This window comes from Lewinella sp. W8 (assembly GCF_004375085.3).
GTDB lineage: Bacteria > Bacteroidota > Bacteroidia > Chitinophagales > Saprospiraceae > Neolewinella.
Genome location: NZ_SNAQ03000001.1, coordinates 1 through 21728, shown reverse-complemented (window position 1 = coordinate 21728; position 21728 = coordinate 1). Strand labels below are relative to the sequence as shown.

Here is a 21728-nt window from a genome sequence, read left to right as displayed (position 1 = left end):
AATATGGTCAAACAACTGATCTCATTCGACCAGCTGGTAGTAAGTATGCCAACTCCGTGCCAGAAATTAAAATAATTGAAAATCAGCTATTTAAGCCTGTGAATAATTTTTAACTTGTTCGGTTTTGAAACCTCAGCGTTCGAAATCGAACACCTTATTCACGCTGATGGCCCGGCCACCGGCCACCGATTCGCACCATCGACTACCGTTTCCTATTTTGGGGGGGAGCCTTAAACGTACTCCATGCTTTCAGGAATCCCCCTTTTACTGGCCATCGCCGGTGCGGTCATCTTTTTAATCCTCGCCGGCAGCAAATTTGGCTGGCATCCCTTTTTTGCCCTTCTCCTCACCGCGTTGGGTCTGGGGATCATCATTGGTCTTGACGTTCCGGAGATCGTGCGGCTGCTCAAAGAGGGGTTTGGGGGACTGATCGGTTCGGTGGGACTTTTAATCGTCCTGGGAAGCATCATCGGAATTGCGCTGGAACGTTCGGGAGCTGCCCGTACCATCGCCGACCTCATTGTGGGGAGCGGTACGGCCATCGGTTTACGGCTGGTGGTACTGGGGGCCATCATCTCCATTCCCGTGTTCTGCGACAGTGGATTTATCATCCTTGCGGGCTTACTACCGGCCCTGGCCGTGCGTGCCGGCGGTAAGGTGGCGCCACTGGCCCTTAGCCTTGCCGGTGGCCTGTACCTCACCCATACCCTGATTCCTCCTACTCCCGGTCCGCTGGCCGCCGCCGCTAACCTTGGTGCCGATGGCGCCGTGGGGACCATCATGTTGCTGGGGGCCCTGGTGGCCGTGCCGGTTATCTTCGTCACCTGGAAGGCCAGTGCCTATTTGGGCAGCAACATCACCGCCATCCCCCCCGGGACGACTGCTTCCGACCAGGAACAAACGCCTTCCCTGAGCGCCAGCCTCTGGCCACTCTTGTTACCGATTATCCTGATCGCCCTCGGTTCCGTGCTGTCGCTCACCACCGACGAAACGGGAATATTTCGCTACGTGAGCTGGTTCACCGATCCCACCATCGCCCTGTTGATGGGTACCGTCCCGGCGCTCCTACTACCCTCCCGGCAGCCCAAAACGGACTGGATTAAAGACGGACTTGCCGTGGCCGGCCCCATTCTGATCATCACCGGCCTGGGCGGCGCCTTTGGCGCCATCCTCAAGGCGTCCCCCCTGGCCAGTGACGTAAGCCAGTGGGTGGGAGAGGAACCCTTGTCCGGCACCACCCTGTTGCTGCTCAGTTTCGGGATTGCGGCGCTCCTTAAAACTGCCCAGGGAAGCAGTACGGGGGCCCTGGTGATCACCTCGGGAATCGTGGCTCCCTTGCTCCCCCTGGCGGATTTTTCCACCGCTACGGATCTCGCCCTGGTCACTCTGGCCATCGGTGGCGGCGCCATGAGCATCTCCCACGCGAATGATTCTTACTTCTGGGTCGTCACCCGCTTTTCCGGCATCGACCTCCGGGAGGCCTACCGGAGCTACACCCCCCTGACCGCCGTAATGGGCGTCATGGTCATTCTGACGGTGTTGATCCTCCACTTCGTCTTGTGATGCCATTTCCCGGCCGCCGGGCACGACCCTGCACCTGCACTTGTGCCCCTTTCTGCCCTTACTTAACTACCCCGAATACCTGCCAGCTAGAGCTCCCGATAGGGCGATCCATTTTGGCTAAACGCAGGTGCCGGGCAAATTGCTGCGGAGCAGTGACCGTTCGTTCATGCCCGCCCCATAAACACCAAGCGGCGTCGGGAAAACCCGACGCCGCTCGATCTTACCGGAGTCTCCTCCGATGACATTTTATTGCAATCCTTATTCGATCACAATCATCCGCTTGGTTGCGTTCCAGTCTCCGGCCGTCACGGTATAGCTGTAGACTCCGGAGGTATTATTCAGTGCGTCACGGGTAAGGAGCAGGCTGTTGTACCCCACAAATCCTTCCTGACGGAATTCCTTTACCAGGCGTCCGGCAGCGTCCGTAATCACGATGACCACTTCCTTCTCCGCCACGGGCAGCTCGAAACCGATGACGGTTTCCTTGCTCACGGGGTTAGGAATGTTTTGCAGCAGCTTATAGGTTCCGCTCGTTTCCAGTTCGGGCTGATTGAAGGCCAGGGATACGCCCATCACCTCATCGCCGTAAGCTTCCGCAGCCGTGAAGCGGCTACCAACCGAAAGTACGTTGCTGAGTTTATCCTGAGCGTTGGCCCGTACGACGATCGTAAAGAGCACTTCCTCGGGGTTCCAGCTGGTCGGAGCAGCGGTTCCTGACCAGTTCCAGCTGGTCGTGATCAGTCCCTGGTTGGCGTAACGCCAGCCAAAGTTACCCTGAGCCACCACACCCGGAAGAATCTCTTCCACCTCAATGGCCGTGCGGTCAAACTCCAGGGTGAACTGGTATCCGTCGATGGTATTCAACTCAGCGGCACGTACCGGGATGGAGTAGGTCTCGCCTGCTTCCAGGTTGAGGTTATCCACGTCCAGGTTAAAGGAACCCTGTGGGTTTTCACCGCGTCCTTCGAGCTCGCTGTTCGGTACGGCACTTCCATTTACGTCACCAATCTTCACGGCCAGGAAGTCTGCATCCAGCACGTTGGCCGCCAGGTTGTTGAAGTTCATCACCTCGGGGAAGGCCTGAGACCATGGGTCCGCAGGAACCGGGAAGTCGTGGCCGGCGGGGATGAAGGTCCAACTTGGCATGCCGTTCGGGAATTCATCGGACAGGCCAAGAATTACCCGGCGGATCGCAATGATGTCCGACACGTCGATGTCGTCCGTTCCGTTAACGTCCGCAGCAATCAGCTTGTAGGGACTGTCGAGTTCCGCCACCCCAAGGATGTAACGGGTAATCTGAACGATATCTGAAGTCCGGACACCGTTGAGGTAGTCCTGGAAGTGAGATGGCGTCAGGATGTAGTCCGTTCCGTAGTTGAGGTTCGTGAAACGCAGTTCACCGTCGGCCTGGGTGACCATGGTGTAGAGCTCATCACTTTCGCCCTCCAGGGTTACCTCTACGTTCTCTACGGCTTCGTTAGCTTCCGTAGTAATCAGGCCGGCAACGGAGCCAAGGCTTCCACCACCGTCACAGAGGTCGGGCTGGAAGGCCTGCACTTCAACGACCACGGAGCAGTAGTCGGTGTTGTTGTTAGCATCTACTGCGTATACCCGCACGGGGACGTCGTCGCCGCCGAAGTCATCACAGGTGAATTCAAGGTTGGTCTGACCGCTGGTAGGATCAAAGCCGGCCTCACCCGCTTCGGCCTCGGTGTAGATATTGTACTGATCGATGGTGTTACCGAAGCAGTCGTCTACGTCTGAGGCGATGAAGTCAGTAGCCCAGATGACGCCCATTCCACCGCCATTGCCGTCGGGCATGAGGGTTACGGTCAGGGTCTGGATACAGATTGGGGTGGGTGCCTTGTCGGGAGATACGCAGAATTCAATGACCTGAACGTCAAAGTTTCCACATCCATCTGCGGCATTCACCCGAATGGCGTGATCGCCAACGGGGATGTCGCTCATGTTGATGGTGTACAGGCTATCCATCTGGCTGATCTCCGCACTCGTCAGGAAGCGCGTCCGCTCGAAGGCGGTGGCTACCCCGGCGTAGTCGGCGTCCAGTTCTACCGTCACGGAAATATCGGAGCACTCATCGAAGGCTACGAAATCCAGCGTCACGTCAGCGACACAGTTCTCACCGATTCCGGCGAAGCACTCTTCCACGTCTTCGGCTTCAATGATGGGTTCCACCTCGTCGTAAATCTTCACGAACTGAACGTAGCGGAAGAATCCGCGGCTGTCGTCCTGGGCGTAAGGATTTGAATCAATGTTGTCGTCGCCGTTGTCATCATCACCACTATCCGTAGGATCCGTGTCGTTCAGATCATCTCCGTCATCGAGGGTGATGTCTTCCTGAGGACTCGGGAAGGGATTGAAGAACAGGTCGTCGAAGTTACTCAACCAGGCTACGTCATCACTCGTAGTGGTGGCGTCGATACCGGGACGTACGTGGAGGTACATTAGTTGCGTTTCGGGGTTACGCCGTCCCTCACGATCGCGGGGAATCAGGTAAGCCTGACCGATGCTGTTGTACTCACACCAGTTGATGATGTCGTAGGTTACTTCCAGCTTGAAGCATTCTTCGGAAGCCGTGGACTGCGTCCGGAAGGTATCCACGGTGGTGTTGATGGTGATCAGGTCACAGGCACGTCCGTCGATACCAATGCTATCGTACTCGGGTACGATGGCGCAATCGGCTTCGGCGTCCAGCGGGAAGGTCAGCGTGTAATCGAAGACACCGTAAACCCGAATCTGCTGTACACAGGGAGTAGTGTTGGTCAGGCCAACACCATCCGTGACGGTGAAGACACGGGTGTACTGTCCAACGCCGCAGCTGTTCACGTCTCCGCTAATGGTCTGCGTGATGGTCAGGTCGTTACAGTTATCGCGGCCCGTTGGTGCGCCAAAGGCAGCGTTCAGTTCCTCGTCGGTGGCCTCGGAGAGGTCAGCGGGAAGTTCTGCGTTAAAGTCGACGCAGCTGAGGTTAACGTTGTTGGGAGCGATACAGGTTGGCGCGAGTTTGTCCTCCACCAGTACCTGCGTCCAGCAGGTAGCGGAGTTCTGGTTCTCGTCGGTTACCCGCAGCTCAATCGTAACCATGTTGTTTACGTCGCAGCAGCCAACTTCAACGGTTTCACCCCAGGCGGAGAACGTAGAATCAGGCAGTGCCTGACAAGCTGCGTCCTGGTTGAATACCCGGCGAATTTCCAGGGTAACGGGGCTACAGTGATCGTAGCTTTCTTTGTCCACATCCTGCGCGGATACGAGAGCAAAGCCGTTGCCGTCGAGTGAAACGTTGAGTCCGTCTTCACAGCTGGCCAGCGGCTCCACCAGGTCAACAACGGTTACCGTGTAACGGCCTTCGCTGTAACGTCCACACTCATCTTCGACCTCGTACTGAACGGTGTAGGAACCGGGAGCGAGATCAGAAACGATGAAGCTGCCGTCGCCCGCCTCTTCCAGCGTACCGCCGCTGACGGATACTTCGTAGGTGAAGTTAGAGCAACTTTCCTGAACAACTGGCGGCGCGATGATGTGGAAGCCATCACAGCCAAATGGCGTGGTGCTTACGGTTACGTCGTCCGGCAGGTCGATCACGGGGTTCTCGAGATCCAGCACCCGGATAATCTGAACGGCCTCCCGTGGGTTAACGCCAGGAACGATGGGCTGACAGGTGTTCCGGACCTTCCAGGTACGAACAATCTCATAGCTTCCCGCACAAATGTTATAAACTTCATCACTGTACAGGTAGCTGGCACTACAGAAGTTAGTAGTGAAGATGTTAGAGCCATCCGCAACGGTGGGGAAGCCCGTGTTCTCGGGATCCGTCAGGGTGGGATCTTCGGCGGCGGCCACACAGCTGATGGCGGGATTATCTTCTCCATCCAGGTCGACGGGGAAGATCACGTCATCAAGATCAAAGGCCTCAATGGTGATGGTCTGTACGCAGCTGGCGGCGTTGCCGTAAAGGTCCGTCACCGTCCAGGTACGACGCAGGATCGCGCGGGGATCATCACAAGCTTCAAAGCGTTCCAGGGTATCGGCAAAGGTTACTTCCGCACCGGCAAGCGCACAGCTCAGCAGTACGGGAACTCCCATGACGCTGGTGTCCGTTGCGGCGTTACAGGATACCGTCCGGTTATCGGGACAGATGAACTCGGGAGCTTCGAAGAAGCCGACGTTGATTACGCCCCAACAGGTATCGTCGTTCCGTGGGTCGTAAACCATGTAGGTGATGGTCTCCCCGATCTGATCGATGCCGACCACGTTATCGGGCAGCTGTACCAGTTCACCGTCCTCATCTTCCTGGAAGATGGTCAGTTCGTAGTTATCGAAACAGTAGTACTCACGACCAGCCAGGACCATGGAGGGAATGATCTCCTGCTCACAGTCTCCGGGAATGTGGACGTTGACCTCTCCGATACACGCCATCTGCGGGTTTTCGGGGATGTATTCCAGCACGGTTACCACGTAGGTACAGGTCGTATCGTTGCCCGCCGCATCGCGTACGGTCAGCATTACCTCGTTTACGCCAATTGGCAGGGGTAGGCGCCAGTCTGGCTCAGGAATGATTTCCGTTACCTCACAGTTGTCGTCCGTAAACCAATCTACGCCGCGGACCGGGATGTATACTACGTCACACTCTCCGCCATCCAGCTGAATGGTGATGTCTTCGGGACAGATGAGGGTAGGATCTTCTACGTCCTCTACCGTCAGGTCAAATCCACAGTTGCTGACGTTACCGGCAGCATCCGTGAGGGTGTAGTTTACGTTGGTTACCCCTACGCGGAAGAAGTAGGTGATCTCCGTATTCTCGGGGAAGATTTCCAGCGTCTGTTCGGTTTCAACCTCACCGTCTTCGAAGGTGATGGTCATTTCCAGGGTACCACCCGGGCAGTTATCGAACAGGATGGGGTGGAACCAGGTGAACTCTGCACCACAGAAGCCTTCATCATTCGGAATGGTCTGGGTGTAGTCGGGGTATTCCTCCCGCGAGCTGATGAAGAGAATGTAAGACTCAATGGTAGCCGTCTCCGTGCTTTCCTGGCCGTTGTGACCAATTTGCAGGATCCAGTCGCCATTGGCGGCTTCTCCGTTAAAGGCTTCAATGTCACCAACCGGCATCACGAGGTCTCCTGCATTGTTCAGGATACCACATCCGCCCTGGTCAATTACCGGACCGAAGTCACCGTCAAAGGTGAATTCAATGTCGTCGGTTCCTGCACAGACGGCGTCAGCCAGTTCGATGGCCGTACCCTCGGGGCTGATCAGGGTGATGGTCAGGTTACCGAGGTTACCGACGCTTCCCGCCAGGTTGAGGTTAAGGTCAGCGATGTCGTACACTTCGGCCACGTTGATTACCGTTTCGCTGCACTCACCGTATTCGATTTCAATTGGGCCACCGACGTAATCGAAGTAGGGGTCACCGTAGAGACCACAAACGGCGGGCTCATCGTCGGTGATGGTGACGTCGAAGGAGCATTCTACCCGTACGGTAGGCTGGGCCTGGATGGCCGTGGAAGCACCGTTGGGCGTTGGCTGGGCCAGGCCGGGATTGAGAGCACCGATGGTGGTGGGCAAACAAGCCTCGCCGGGCGCAAAGTCCGCAGCAGAGTCCGTGTCCCATACCGTGGTACGTACAATACCGGACCCGTATACGGGGCTGATGTTGCCCGTCCAGTAATCCGTGATGGCAAAGCCACCCAGGTTGTACTTGGGAGGAGCCAGGCCACTGATGTCGTAGCCGTTCATGACGGCCACGTCCAGAATGGATCGGGACAGGCTGACGATGTAAGCTGCGGGATCAGTTGGTCCCAGATCATCGGAATCAGGAACGTTGAAGTACTTATCGGCGGGAGAGTTGGTACCCTCTCCGTAGTGAATGGTCAGGGTCTCGCCGGGAGCAAGAATGGTACCGGTCGGGACGGCAAACTCTTCGGATACACCGTCGCCATGCAGACGCTCGATCATCAAACAACTCACGTCCATGTTGGCGCGGTTGAAGTTGGTGATCTCGAGGAAGTCGGTGGTTGCGCTGGCGTTATCGGCCGTAAAGGCAGGAACCGGGACGGTTCCATCCACCACGTCGGTAATGTTGTGGGTAATTTCCGTGATCAGCAGCAGGGGCATGTCCTGAACGGAGTAGCTTACCGTGCTGGTACCGAGTTCAAAGAATTCGCCGCTGGCATCATCGAAACCACTGGCAACCTCGTTACCGTCTTCATCGTCGATGCGGTATACGATGGTGAGGTTATCAATACAGTTGTCGTCAATGTTCGTCGGGGCGATTCCCTCCACGACGGCTCCACAGTCGCCGTCGTCATTCGTCTGGGTTACGTCTTCGGGGCAATCGTAGGTGGGCGGCGTGTGGTAATCATTAACAATGATCTTCACGTCACACCGTACGGAGTTACCCGTGGGGTCAACGGCCTCGAAGGTGTTGATCGTAATACCTACGGGGTAAAGGTCACCGGAAGTAAGGCCGGTATCATCTACCTGGGTCACCACGGGAATGCTACAGTTGTCCACGGCCAGTGGCAGGGAGTAGTTAGCGAATGCCGCACACCAGGTTTCGGGAGCGTCCACGATCACCGCGGGCTCGGGACAGTTGATGAAGCGGGGCGGATCATCGTCCGTCACGGTTACTTCAAAGCTGCACTGGGTAAAGTTGCCCACGGCGTCTTCCGCGTAGTAGGTGACCGTTGAGGTCTTCGTATCGGGGTCTACGTGCTGGAAGCGGTACTCGCCAAAGAACTGGTCGGGCAGCGGGTTGGTGATGTCGGGGTTCAGCAGGGCCGTAATGTCAAAAGGACCGGCGATGGAACCATCAGGGTTGGTGATGGTGTAGGTGTAGAGGATTACGTCACAGTTATCGGTAGGCAGCGGGTGCTCCCATTCGTACTGCGCCTCACATACTTCAGCTTCCGTAAACAGATCGACGGGACCAAGGTCTTCGCAGAGAATCTCCGGCGTACCGTTCTCATCGTCGTTATCACAGGAACCGGAGCGGAACAGTTCACAACCGCGGGCATCCACGATGGTGAAGGACCAGGTCGGCTGGGTGTAATCCACCAGCAGGTTACCCAGATCCTGGGTGAAGTCGCTGATGTCGTGTCCGTTGTCCGTGCTGAAGGTGTAGGAACCGTCAACGTCGTCGGCGACACCGTCGCTGTCCACGTCAAGCTTGACACCACCGTACTGGATGGTGTAGGGCTCCAGACCACCAGAAACCTCACCGAGGTTTACCACGCGATCATTCTGTACGATACACTCACACTCCGGAGATTCCATCGTGAGGGGCTGGCGTACTTCGAAGGTCGAGTGAACGATCTCGAAACATCCCTGGAGGATATCGTTGGGATCAGCACCGGGGATTACCAGTACGTAGGAAACGGTTACGTAACCACTTCCCGTTCCGGGCGTGTAAACACCGTCAGGCGTGATCGTACCGGGATCGTTGGAAGAACCAACGGCGGGAGCGAAGGCAGAGATGGCAAACGCACCCACGGTAGCGCCGAGGAAGCTGCTGTTCTCTACGTCGCGGTGGTTCAGTACCGTTCCGTCGGGCAGCGTGATGGTCATGTAGTTGGCAAAGTCTACCTGGGCGGGGTTGGTCGCTTCCAGACAGATTTCGGGAGCATCCAGCTCCAGGTCGATGCCTTCGAAGAAGTCATCCACTTTGATCTGCGCCAGACAGGTACGCTCGTTGTCGTTGTCGTCCGTAGCGCGGAGCGTTACCAGGTGGTAACCCACGTCGCCACAGTCGTAGGAAACGGAAGCACCGAAGTCTTCGTTTGGCTTGGCGATTTCAATCGTCAGATCCGTATCGCAGTTATCGGAGCTACCACCATCGATGGAAGCGCCGAGGGCGTTGGCTTCGGCGTAAACGGTTACGTTACCCGTGTTGTCGAGTTGAACGTCAACGTCCACACACTGGGCGATTGGCTTTTGGAGGTCAGAGACCGTAACCATGACGTCGCAGGTTTGCGACTCGTTTTCGTCGGTGACGTCGCCGTCGCCGTTAATGTCCACCAGCATGGTGTAGGTAACCGTGCTCACACCGAGGGGGAACGTCAGTCCGCTGGCGTCGTTGTGCGTACCGCGAGCGGCGGCGGAGTAGGGAGTGATCGCATCAGCAGTAGTGCCGTCAGCAAAATCGATGGAGTAGTTCAGGATGGTGGCGCAGTTGAGGCCCTGCTTGGGGGTAAGGCCCGTTACTACGGCATCACAGCGATCAACGTCCGTTCTGGCGAAGGCGTTGTTGGGGCACTCCAGGACGGGGTCACCCGTGGTAACCACTACGTCAAAGGTACAGGTGCTTTCTACGGCAGAGCAAGAGTAGGCCGTGTAGGTAACGGTATAGGTACCGGGCTCCAGATCAGAGCCGATGATGGGACCAGCCGTCTGGTAAACACCAGAACCGTCAACGGTCACAATGGCGGGAGGCGTTCCGTTAAAGTTGGTCGCATCCGTGCCGGCCGTACGACCGCGGTAGGGAAGAATACCCGCACCACAACCGTCGTAGGCTACGGGGACGGACCAGTTAACTTCCGTGTCACAAATACCATCCTCGGAGAATACGTAACCGGATTCGTTGCAGTTAGCAAACTCCGGAGCGCTGTTGTTGATGACCGGAATCTGAATGGTTTCGGAATCCGTAAACACCAGATCCACATTACAGGAAGCCGCCGCAATCAGGTCTTCAATGATGACCCCTACGATGGGAATGGCACCGATGGGCAGCAGTTCCAGCAGGTTAATGGACTCGTCAGAAATGACGCCACAGGTACCGGAAGCGTTGAAGGGCCAGGACACTACGTTACGCACGGTGATTACACCATTTGGTCCCTCTACGTTATTGGGGATGGTGGCCTGATCGGGGAAGTTGGCGTTACCCGTCTGGTTGGGGAAGCCATATTCGGAAACGATGAAGTCAAAGGCACCGTCACCATCGGTATCGGCCACGACCGTACCACTACCCCCTGGGCCACCAACCAGATCGGCCAGGGCATCAAATACGAATTCTCCGATGGTCTTGTCACAGGCTTCTTCCACGAAGGCGGGGAAGGGCAGTGGGTCCAGGCAGAAGTCATCCACGATGGGCAGTGGGATACAGATTTCGAATTCGATGACGAAACAGACCGCACTGGTTGCCGCATTAATGTCGCGGATTTTATCCCCTCCGGTAGCAATGTCCCCAAAGTCTCCGGGGAGGCTACCTTTCCAGTCCAGATTGAAGGATTCGTCAGAGCAGCTGATGACGCCAGGGTAGTTAGAGAGTTCCGCTTCGATGAGCTGAGGACCGTTCAGGGTGAAGAAGCTACAGGACAGGGCCAGGTTGTTCATTTCGTCGACCTCACAGACGTCAACGGCGTCCAGATCGGGTTCACATTCGCTGTCGAAAGCGGCGTTGGCGCCACAGTCGTTGCCGTCGTTGAAGACCGTGTACCACCGACAGGTGGTGGTGGAACAATCTTCGGGGTCCGTGATGCTACCACAATCAGCACTGGTGTTCGTTTCCGTAAGGCAGAGTTGATAGGTAAGCTGGCTACCGGCAGCCGGGGCAGGGATAGTAAAGGTTTCCCCCTCCATAACCGTAGTCGGCGTCATGTCGGAATTAAGCCGGTAGGAGAATACGGGATTCCCGCCGGTGCTGGTCCGGCCCAGGCTCAGGTCCGTTGGTTCCGTAGAACAAGTTGGGGAGGTAGGTCCGTTAATCGTCAGCATTGGCGTCGGCGCAATGGTGACCAGTAATTCTTCGGTGCTGGTGTAGGGGCTGTTACAGGTTCCGTTGTCAACCGTGTAGGTAACCATGTAACATCCGCCATTGGGGTCCGGAGTGAACGTATTGCCGTTCACCATTTCTCCGGGGATGGACCAGGTTCCGCCACTGGTATTTCCACCATCATACATGACCTCAAGGTTGATGGCTTGGCCAGATGCTCCACAAGAAATGGTGGTGGGCTTCAGGTCCACATCGGGGGAGGCAGTGATCGTAATCGTTTGCTGGGCGGAGAACGTGCAGCCGTTCACCGTGAATTCGTACTGAATGTTGTAGTCTCCCGCATCAGCCATCGTGGGGTCAAAGGCACCCGTCATGGGGTTCAAGGCAGGAGTAGCGGGGAAACTCTTGTAGACGGCAGTCCCTCCACCAACGCCGGCGGCGGGCATACCATTATAGTTGGCCACCATGCCATCCGTACAACGATCAGCGGGGTCGTTGAGCGTCACGGGAACCGTGTAGTTAAAGCTTACCGAGCGAACCTGGGCGTTGAACTGGTCACCACCAGCACCACCATTAGTCCAGCCACCACCAAAATTCCGGTAGCTGATGTCGATGTCCCCGTCGTTCATGTTGCTCATCAGGTCGTTCTCCACGTTAGTAGCGTTAACGTTGAAGGTCTGACAAACGGGGGCTCCGGCGGTGGGCGTATCGCCAAAGGCACCAATGCTGGCAAAGTCCTGGCCGGAAATCCGGACCGTCCAGGTCTCACTTCCTCCGTTCATGTCTCCCCAGAAGCAGATTTCAACGGCTACCGTAGAAGTGATGTCTACGTTCAGGGCCGCCGGTAGCGCCGCCACGCTGGTGGCGAAGGGAGGAGTGTCATCATCCAGGTCCATGCTGACCGTCCCCTGGGCCCCAGCGGTAAAGGTGCAGGGCGCCTGGGCCAACAATTCTCCGGAGGAGAAAGCCATCAGGACAAATAACAATAAGGGAGTCAAAAGGGAAATCCCGATGCGGCCATACCGACTTCGGGTGTTCTGACGACAATTGCCGCCAATAGCTAGTGTAGAGGTCATCATTTCAAGTACTTGAGATTAAGATTGAACGCAAAAGGTCAAAACAGGTGCACCAGGGCACAAAAAACACTCGGTACCTAAGCACGAGATTACGTCCCAAAAGGGGGACAAAACCCCGTTTCAGGACTATAAAGATGGCAATAAGATCGCGGAGTTTCTGGGCTTCATCCTGAAAATACCGGTTTTCAGGTAGTTTTACGCACGATTCATCTTAGTTCTCGCGCTTTTCACCCGCTTTTGTATAAGCTGCAAATCAAAAAGCCTAGACAAAAACTTGTCCAGGCTCTTCGATCCCGCAGGAGTTTTTCTATTGCTTCACCACCGGTATTCGGACCACGCTGGGGTACTCCTTCGAGTGATGAATCACGTTCCGGGCCACGACACTTTTTGCCTCATCGTAATTGTTCCCTCCGGTGTTCAAATTACGGGTAAAGCGCGGAAAATTACTGCTGCTGACCTCGATCCGCAGCCGGTGGCCGGGCTTGAAGTAATTGCTGGTACTCATGGGCGTAAGGTCCACTTTATAGACTTTCCCGCCTTCCATGAAGACTTCCTTATCGTAGCCCTCCCGGTACCGGACCCGTTGGATGGTCTCGTCCAGATTGTAAGCTCTCCCTTCCGGGTCCACGTCAATCAACTTGATGGTGAGGTCCGTGTCCTTCACGTCGCTGGACAAGTAGAGGGTACTTTCCACAAAACCACTCATCTCCGTCCCTTCCTTAAAGGGCTCGCTGGTGTACACCAGGATGTCGTTGCGGGTTTCCATGGGGCGTTGGTCGAAAGCGCCTCCCCGGACGGCATCCCCCGTACAACAAACGTTTCCGCCGTAGCTGGGTACGGGGTTCATGGGGTCATAGACGAAACTATCGGCCTGATCTTTGGCCGGAGCAGTAGCGACCAATCGTCCGTTGCCGTACATGGTGTTGGCCCCGCCGTCGCTGTCCAGGAAGAAGTTGACCATCTCGGCCGCCGGTGGCGGCCAGGCCGTGGATTGCTTCCATTCATTGCTCCCCATCGTATAGTATTGCACCCGCGGTAACGCCTTAATGCGCGTCGACTCCGTGCCCTTCAGCCACTTATCAAACCAACCGTGAATCAGGTCGTCGTAATCCAGCCGGGCATCGCCCACGCTGCGCTCCCCGACGATGGTGTTTTCCGTCGCCCGGGTATAGGCACAGTGGAGCGTGGGAGCGATGACGAGGTACTGGTTTTCCCGTCCCGCGGCGGATTCGGCGTTCTTCCGCACGTGGTTAAACAGTGCCAGGTTCGGACTGATGGACACGTCGTACCAGCTCGTGAACCAGAAGGTGGGCACGTCAAAGGGCATGTCGTCGTGGTACAGTCCCCCTTCATACCACTTGGGATCATTGGGCTTACGGGTAATCATCTCTTCGTAGATGCCCATGGGACCACTCTGGGCCCGGATGATGTCCTCCACCGGCAGGGTTTTGAGGCCTTCCTTCCAGGACACCCGCGGATATTCGGGGCTCATGTCATAAAAGCGCTGAAGGCGCAGCAGGTCCTTGCGGTCAATCCCCTCCGGCAAGCGCGGGCGCATGGGATCGTGCTGGACGCCGTACAGCCAGGCCGTAAAGAGCATTTGCTGGGCGCCACCACGGTACCAGTTACCCTGTTCGTAGTAGTCGCCGATTCTTCCCACGCCGGCGCCGTACCCCATGGGCACCATGGCCTTCAGGGCCGGGTGTCCGAGGCTGGCCACGGCCATTTGCCATTCGGCGGTGGAGCTGCAACCGTAAAGGCCCACGTTTCCGTTGCTCCAGGGCTGTTCGGCCATCCAGGTGAGGGCGTCGTATCCGTCCGTCAGGGGAACACCGAGGATGTCCCATTCACCTTCACTGTAGTAGCGGCCCCGTTCGTTCTGGACGACGTAGGCGTAGCCGTCCTGCACCCATTCCAGGGCACGCTGGTAGGTGCGGGTGCGCTCCTCGCCGTCCACCCAGCCGTTCATCTGGTAGGGGGTGCGGCTGAACACGATGGGATATTTGCCGTCACCTTTGGGGCGATAGACGTCGGTGGCCAACCGTTTCCCGTCCCGCATCGGCACCATAATCTTTTGCTCGATGATGGCGACTTCGGCCAGTTTTTGGTAGGCTTCACTGTCTTGGGCGCGCGCGCAGGTGCACAGAATGACCAGTAGAAGCAAGCTAAATTTGGTTCTCATGAAATGGGCTTTTGCCCGGAAGATAGCAAACCCACCCCTAAAATATTTTCGTGTAGAGCTCCCGGGGATCCTCCGGTGCGGGAGTACGGTCTTCCAGAATCTCAAAGACGTTACGCCGGATGGTTTGTGCAATACTGCTCGTGGGCAGGTCATTGCAGTCCAAGCCAAAGGGGTCTTCGATTTCCTCGCCCATCAATTCCACCCCCAGCAGAGCAAAAAAGACCAGCATGGTCAGGGGAACGGTGGTCCACCCGAAGCTGCTTTCCAATCCCAGGGGCAGCAGGACGCCGTAGGCGGTGATGAAAATCTTCAGATACACGGCATAACTGAAGGGGATGGGCGTTTTTTTGATGCGCTCACAGGCCCCCAGGATATCCAGTAAACTCTGGTGCTGAGCCTTGATGTTGATGTAGTCCCCTTCGTTGATGTCGCCCCTCCGGTGGGCCTCGGCCATTCGCTGATAGATCCTTAGGGCGATGAAGTTGGGAATATGGTCTTTGGTCTCGTAGTAGGCCCGTTCCTCCGGACTCACCCCAACGAGTTGATCAAGGTCCGTCCCCTGCCGCAGGTGCTCGGCCAGGGCGATGCAGAAGTTGGCAATGTGCCGGGCCATGAACCGGCGGATGCCGTCATCTTCGGCCGGCCACATACTGTCAACGTAGATGGCCATATTTCGGGTATTGTTGACCAGGGCTCCCCACTGCTTTCTCGCCTCCCACCAGCGATCGTAGGCCGTGTTGGTCCGAAACCCCAAAAAAATGGACAGGATGACCCCCAACAGGGAGAACATCATGGTGTCCATGACCAGATAATCGTGCCACTGGTAGGTTTCCACCACCCAGACGAAGGCGGCCGCATACACTCCGATGCCAATCACGGAGCGAAAGATTTTGGTCATGGTCCACGAGCGGAACAAGTGGCTCATGTCACCAAACCAATTGTCATTGGATTTATAAAGAATCATGGGTAAGCGTCAGGTTTGCAATCAAAATACGCCGCCATCACCACTTACCCGATACCGATTCTTTTTCGCTGACTACAGGAAGGGAATTTTCACTACCTCCGCCGGAAGCTGTTTCCGCCCGAGATCAATTTGAATGGCCGTGCCGGGCGTGTGGTTGCCCGTGCTCACGTATCCCAGTCCGATGGGGTAATCCAGGGAGGGGGAATGGGTGCCGCTGGTGACTTCCCCGATGGTTTCACCTTCAGCGTCAAGAATCGGGTAGCCCTGACGGGGCGCCCGGCGCCCCTCCAGTTTGAAGCCGACCAGACGACGCGTCAGCCCCGCCTCTTTTTGCTTCACCAGGAAATCCCGGCCGACGAAGTCCCCCGCCTTGAGCTTGGTAATCCACCCCAGCCCCGCCTCCAGCGGAGAGGTGGTATCGTTGATGTCGTTGCCGTAAAGACAATACCCCTTTTCCAGTCGCAGCGTATCCCGGGCTCCCAGGCCACAGGGCTTGATCTCCAGATCCGCTCCGGCCGTCATGATGGCGTTCCAGGCTTTTTCTGCGTGCTCTGCCGCCAGGTAAAGTTCAAACCCTCCGGATCCGGTATAGCCCGTGGCGGAAAGGATGACGTTGTCGATTCCCGCCAGGGTCCCCCGCCGGAAGTGGTAGTAGGGGATCTCGGCCAGTTTGGTATTCGTCAGGAGCTGCAGGGCTTCCGTTGCCCCGGGCCCCTGAACGGCCAGTAATGCCGTACGGTCGCTGATGTCAATCATTTCCGCGCCGAAAGAATTGTGGCTGCTGATCCAGTCCCAGTCTTTTTTGATGTTGCTGGCGTTCACGACCAGCATGTAGGAGGGCTCCCCGGACTGGGAGTCCATCTGGGGGTTAGCCGGCAGCCGGTACACCAGTAGGTCATCCACGATGCCACCTTCGGGGCGCGGCAGGCAGCTGTATTGTGCCTGTCCTTCTTCCAATCGATCAACGTCATTGCTGGTGACGAACTGTACCAGATCACGAGCTCCCGGTCCCCGCACGATGAATTCGCCCATGTGCGAGACGTCGAACATGCCTACTCCTTCCCGAACGGCCTGGTGCTCTTCTTTCAGTGAGGTATAGGTCAGGGGCATTTCGTAGCCGGCAAAGTCAACCAGCTTGGCGCCCAGCGCGCGGTGGACTTCAGTCAGTGGTGTGGTTTTCATACGATTGGTTATGGCTGTGCGGCGAAGGTCGTGCTTTTCCCCGAATTAGCCCTGCTCCATCCAATGGTACGGATATAAAATCCCTCCCGGGTGTGTTTGGGGGGCTTCCCCTACCCTGTCGTCCGCGCCAGCTATTGCATTAGTCGGCTCCTTTAGTGGGCAGGTAAATCATGAATTTCGTACCCTTCGGTTCGTTATCCATGACCTCCAGGGTCCCGCCATGGCGTTCAACAAGTCGCTTGACGATGTAGAGTCCTAAACCGGTTCCCTTGGTTTTCCGGGTATCTTCGCTACCCACCCGGTAGAATTTTGTCCAGATCCGGCGCTTTTCCCGATCCGGGATGCCGATGCCATTATCGGAAACTTCCCAAATGAGTTCCCGCGCTCCGCCACGTTGCAAACTGGTATGGATGACCGGGTTGGGCTGACTGTACTTTGCGGCGTTCTCCAGGAGGTTGACGGCAACACTCGTGAGGCCCAGACGATCACCGACGACGGGGCGCAGATCCGTTTCGATATCCACGTGAATATTCGCCGTTTTGTACTTCATGGCTACCTGATCGGCCGCGTCCTGAATCAGGCTTCCCAGGTCCACCTCTTCTTCGTTGATCTGGTAGACGTTTTCCAGCTTGGCGCTCAGCAGCAAGTCATTGACCAGGGCCGTCAGGCGGTCCGTTTCGGCCAGGGCGTTCGTACTCAGCTTCTGCTGGATTTCCGGTTTGAGTTCTTTGCGTTTCTGAAAGGTTTCCAGCACTAATCGAATGCCGGCCAACGGTGATTTAAGCTCGTGGGTAATACTCAGCAAAAAATTTCGCTGCTGCTGGGCCGCACTGATTTCCTGCCGGAGGCTCCGAAAGAGCAGATAGATGCCGCCGGCAAGGCTCAGCACCAGGAACACGGCTTCCCCAATGATCATGGCCTGCTGTCGCTCAAACTGGCTCGTCAGGTCCCGGTATCGCTGGGTCTCCCGGAAGTCTGCGGGGGCCTCAATACGTCTCTCCACGGCCATCCGGTAGGCCAATTCATTGACGTTGGCAACGTGTGCCTCCTCATTTTTCCTTAACAGAAGCACGGACCACCAACCAAAGGCCAACAGCATATACGCAATAATGGCATAGGTAATCAGTGGTAGTCTTCTCACGGGCGGGGGAGCTTACTCCTTGACCAGTTCGAAGTCCGTACGGCGGTTCTGGGCCCGGCCACTGGGGCTGCTGTTGTTGGCAATGGGCTTGTCCGGACCATTACCGATGATGATGAAGCGGTCCGCATCCATATTGTATTCGCGAATCAGGTAACTGGCCACTGCCTGAGCCCGTCGCTTACTCAACTCTACGTTGGTGGTCCGGCCACCGGTATTATCCGTATTTCCTTCAATACGAATCCGGGAATTACCGAAGGCCTTCGCGATGGGTACGAATTCTTCGTCGATGATCTGTTTGGCCAGATCATCCAGGGTCGAAACTCCCGTAGCGAAATTGATACTGATGCGCTTCGTGGCGATGGCTTCCTTGGATGCTCCCTCGGATTCACTCACCGGAGCAAAATCCGCCCGGGCTTCGGCCTGGTGTTCGTTACCAGCCAAATTCGTGTTGGCGTCTACGACAAGGTTTCCGTAGCCTACCGTCCGGAAGGGGGCTACGCTACCCGAAATAAATCCGAGATTTTTGTAGTCCTGAGCCATTCTGCGGTAAAGGTCTCCCCCCGTTACGCCACGGAAGCTGCTGTTCTGCTCGAAGAAGTTAACGTTATCGCCGTGGGTGGTGAGTCGAACGTTGTTGATCATGCCGAGTGCATCCGCTTCGCTGAGCGCCATTTCCCTTCCGAGAATACGCGCGGCCTTTTGCTTGGCGGCGTCTGATCCGTTAATTTCTGCGGCACCGCGCATCCAGCCTTCGTAGAGTTTTTGGAGTTTATCGCGATTAGCTTCCACGTAGCTACGCTTGGCAAAGAAGACGTCAGCGATAATGTTAGACGCCGAACGGGTGCTTTCCAGAATCTTGGCGCCCGCTACGGCACGCACGCTCAGTTCGTCGTCCGGAGACCAAACAACCGCAGCGTCTACCTGCCCACTCTTGAAGGCCGCAGCCGCTTCGATGGCGGAAGGCTGTGCGAGAATATTGATGTCCGAAGCCTTCAGGCCACCGGCATCCAGGAGCCACAGCAAGAAAGAGTGACTGGGCGTGAGTTCGGCTACGGCAACGGTCTTGCCCTTGAGGTCCGCTACCGAATTGATGCCCCGCTTAACGACGATGGCGTCTCCTCCCCGCGACCAGTCTGCCTGCCACAGAACAACCGGGTCAAAGGCCTGCAATTCCGGCATGATGGTGGGCATGGCATCAATCGTGTACCAGTGTACGTCGATATCACCGTTCTTCCATGCGTTCAGGCTAGCGGGTACGTCGTCGTTCAGGACGAATTCGACGTCAATGCCGTATTCTTTTTTAAACCGGCTTTCGGCGGAAGGCTTGAAGCCTTCGTTGAAGTACTGGCCACCAGCGTATCCCCCCCAGGTTACTACGCCCACCCGAATGGGGTCTCCGTCGCTGCTTCCTCCTCCAAAGAAGCCACCGTTATCATCACTCCCGCTCGTGGTGGCCGTGGTTCCGTTACCCTGGTTGAGGATTCCGTCGAGGAGTTTGCCCCCAGTGAGGAAGTTAAAACCGAAAACGATCGCCAGCAGGATCAGGATCGTGATGAGTAGCTTACTGAAGGTTGTTAAGCGTGCCATAATTTTTTAGGATAACCTACCCTCCCGCTCAAGGCTGGAGTTTAGGGATAGGAATAGGAATGTTCTACGGTAAAGTGTGTGTGTGTGTGGTTTACTCGAAGAATGAGTCGTATTGGTTCTTGCTGTTGCCCGTCCGCTGCCGCTCCGGGATGGGAGCATCGAGATCAAGCACTTCAGAATCGCTTTCGGCTTTGAGTAGGAGCTGGGACTTCTCTTCGCCCAACAACAGGCTGGTTGATTCTTTTTCCCACTCTTCGAGCATCTTCATGCCTTCTTCTTCAAACACCCCATTCTGGAGGTCTACGGAGTCCATGAAATTGGCCGAAAGCTCCATGAAGCGTTCCATCTCACCAACTTTATTGGCCACATCCTCGGTGATGTTTTCCATTGCCATATCAAACATGGCCCGCTGATCCGGATCTCCGTTGATGATGCTCATGGCAGATTTCATCGCGCCGTGACTGGCGTGAATGGCCTTCCGCTCCTGTTCCTTAACGGCAACCTGATCTTTGATGTCTTCGGCAAGGATCTGGCTGTTCTCGTACATTTTAGTCAGTACCCGATACAGTACTTCCATTTTCTTGTAGAGTTCCTCGAGGCGCATGTTACTGTCCTTCAATCGTCCGGCCCGACGACTTTTCAGGATCATTACGTTCCGCTTGTTGGTCTCCTTCGCCTTTCCGGCAAGTTTGAGGTTATTGCTGATTTCCCGCTCATTGTTCACAATGAGCTCCTTCAGCTTATGCATCTGAGAGCGGAGCTGAGAGATCTGCTTATTCATCTTACGCAGATTATTCTGCAGCTCTTCCACGTAAGTCTTCAGAATACCGATGGGGTCAATCTGGACAAACATACCGGTAATCGCACGCATCACACTCTTGTACATGTAGAATATGAGGTTACGCATCCTGGGGTCCAGCGCCATGTAAACAATCGCTCCCAATACGGCCAGCGCAACTACGAGGCCAATTGTGGTGCTGATAAACGACATAATTGCCGCGCCGAAAGTAGTGACAACAAATCCGACGCCAGCTATCGCGGCCAGCAAGAAAATGAGGCCCGTAATACCTTCCGGTCTTTTCCAGAAGGACTTCTGTTTCATTTGTGGTGCTTCCATATTTAATTTTTCCTGGTCTACGCCATGGTCAAAGATAATCAACCCGTTGGCCTTAACAAAAAGCCTTCACGAGGTCAAAGTTTTGGTTCCTCGACGAGCGTCCTGATTTTCTCGACTATTTCAGATACTCCTTCATCAACTCAATGTCTTTGGTGATTCCGGCGGTAATGGTGGAGTAAGTGGTTTCAAAATCTGCCTGGGTAGTCGCCAATTTTTGGGTGCTCTTCGAAATAGTCTGTTGAAGTTTTTGTTGCTCCTTTCTGGTTTTCTCGATCTGAGCCTTGAGCTCCTTGATTTTTGCCTCCTGTCCGGCAATCTGTTGATCCAATTGGGTGAGCTGGGCCTCTTTGTCCTTAATCTGCTGGCTCTTTTGTCCCTGGAGAGCCTTTTGAAACTTCTGTTCCTCCTTCTTTAAGATGTTCAGGTAGTGTTGCGCTGAATCCGTTAACTGCTGAGGAGTAACTCCCATTCCCTGAGCCGCCGCGTAGGCCGTTTGGAATCGGACGCCGTCCGTGAAGTTCATCTTCTTCAAGTTCTGGAGCGCCTTTTTATATTCCAGATAGTCAAATCCCGGAAGATTTGCCGTTTCCATTGCTTCCATCAGCACCTTAACGAATCGATCGTTGATGGCACCGGTCACCGGCCCCGTAGTTGCCGTGGGAGGAGTACTATCGGAGGCAGGGGCTTTCGCCGGCGTTTTGGCCGTGTTTCCTGCCGGGGCGGTTTTGGGGGATTGAGTTGTATTCTTCTTGCCCTTTTCTGGTTCTTCTACGATGAACAAGGACTTAAGGTTCTTCCACATAATGAATGAGTAAGTAAGCTTCGGTAAGCTACGATCAAATTCTTAAGTAAGCCAAAATTTCCGCCACAGAGATGGCTCCTTCGCCCTGCCCGGCAGTTTACTTGTTGATCCTGCCCGACGGATTCAAACCCTCCGGTTTCAGACAGGCCAGGTTCGCAGTTATTCATCTTCTGACGGCCCTCATCAGCTAAAACGAGAACGGCCCCACCGAATTGCTTCGGAGGGGCCGTCCTCAATCGCTACCCTCGGGTAGCTAGATGATCAGTTTATGCTTAGCGCACAACTACCATCTTCTTCGTAGCGGTGAAGTCACCGGCAGTTACCGTGTAGCTCAGTACACCGGTAGCTCCGCCGAGCTCGCTTACGTTCAGCTCGATTACGTTG

Annotated in this window: 9 protein-coding genes; 1 reads left to right on the top strand and 8 read right to left on the bottom strand. The window is 55.8% G+C overall.

The genetic code is table 11. The features are described from left to right. Positions 1-243: 243 nt before the first annotated feature. A complete protein-coding gene (locus E1J53_RS00045) occupies positions 244-1563 on the top strand; it encodes a GntP family permease (RefSeq protein WP_134269936.1) in 1320 nt (439 codons plus the stop codon). 258 nt (positions 1564-1821) lie between these two features. Here the strand turns inward: E1J53_RS00045 and E1J53_RS00040 are convergent, their stop codons facing one another. The 8 genes from E1J53_RS00040 to E1J53_RS00005 form a co-directional block, all read right to left on the bottom strand. Beyond that, the gene (locus E1J53_RS00040) at positions 1822-12264 is read right to left on the bottom strand and encodes a T9SS type A sorting domain-containing protein (RefSeq protein WP_173021307.1); all 10443 of its coding nucleotides are present in this window, start codon (positions 12262-12264) and stop codon (positions 1822-1824) included. Between the two features lie 412 nt (positions 12265-12676). Next, positions 12677-14551 carry a CocE/NonD family hydrolase gene (locus E1J53_RS00035; RefSeq protein WP_134269934.1) on the bottom strand — a complete coding sequence of 625 codons (1875 nt, stop codon included), beginning with the start codon at positions 14549-14551 and terminating at the stop codon, positions 12677-12679. A 37-nt stretch (positions 14552-14588) separates the two neighbouring features. Further along, entirely contained in the window at positions 14589-15515 is a 927-nt protein-coding gene (locus E1J53_RS00030; protein WP_134269933.1) for a bestrophin family protein, read from the bottom strand. A gap of 72 nt (positions 15516-15587) precedes the next feature. Beyond that, the gene (gcvT, locus tag E1J53_RS00025) at positions 15588-16697 is read right to left on the bottom strand and encodes a glycine cleavage system aminomethyltransferase GcvT (RefSeq protein ID WP_134269932.1); all 1110 of its coding nucleotides are present in this window, start codon (positions 16695-16697) and stop codon (positions 15588-15590) included. 139 nt (positions 16698-16836) lie between these two features. Next, positions 16837-17838 carry a sensor histidine kinase gene (locus tag E1J53_RS00020; RefSeq protein WP_368671721.1) on the bottom strand — a complete coding sequence of 334 codons (1002 nt, stop codon included), beginning with the start codon at positions 17836-17838 and terminating at the stop codon, positions 16837-16839. A 12-nt stretch (positions 17839-17850) separates the two neighbouring features. After that, complete coding sequence (locus E1J53_RS00015; protein ID WP_134269931.1) at positions 17851-19425, bottom strand: phosphate ABC transporter substrate-binding/OmpA family protein; 1575 nt, start codon at positions 19423-19425, stop codon at positions 17851-17853. A gap of 91 nt (positions 19426-19516) precedes the next feature. Further along, positions 19517-20527: a hypothetical protein gene (locus tag E1J53_RS00010; protein WP_368671720.1), complete on the bottom strand. Its 1011-nt coding sequence runs from the start codon at positions 20525-20527 to the stop codon at positions 19517-19519. Between the two features lie 130 nt (positions 20528-20657). After that, on the bottom strand, positions 20658-21344 hold the full coding sequence (locus E1J53_RS00005; protein WP_134269929.1) for a hypothetical protein: 687 nt from the start codon (positions 21342-21344) through the stop codon (positions 20658-20660). Positions 21345-21728 lie beyond the last annotated feature (384 nt).

Excerpts from the sequence above, each read along its gene's own strand:
- E1J53_RS00015 (WP_134269931.1), bottom strand. The coding sequence starts at position 19,425 with ATGGCACGCTTAACAACCTTCAGTAAGCTACTCATCACGATCCTGATC.
- E1J53_RS00040 (WP_173021307.1), bottom strand. The coding sequence starts at position 12,264 with ATGGCTTTCTCCTCCGGAGAATTGTTGGCCCAGGCGCCCTGCACCTTT.
- E1J53_RS00005 (WP_134269929.1), bottom strand. The coding sequence starts at position 21,344 with ATGTGGAAGAACCTTAAGTCCTTGTTCATCGTAGAAGAACCAGAAAAG.
- E1J53_RS00045 (WP_134269936.1), top strand. The coding sequence starts at position 244 with ATGCTTTCAGGAATCCCCCTTTTACTGGCCATCGCCGGTGCGGTCATC.
- E1J53_RS00030 (WP_134269933.1), bottom strand. The coding sequence starts at position 15,515 with ATGATTCTTTATAAATCCAATGACAATTGGTTTGGTGACATGAGCCAC.
- E1J53_RS00010 (WP_368671720.1), bottom strand. The coding sequence starts at position 20,527 with ATGAAACAGAAGTCCTTCTGGAAAAGACCGGAAGGTATTACGGGCCTC.
- E1J53_RS00035 (WP_134269934.1), bottom strand. The coding sequence starts at position 14,551 with ATGAGAACCAAATTTAGCTTGCTTCTACTGGTCATTCTGTGCACCTGC.
- gcvT (WP_134269932.1), bottom strand. The coding sequence starts at position 16,697 with ATGAAAACCACACCACTGACTGAAGTCCACCGCGCGCTGGGCGCCAAG.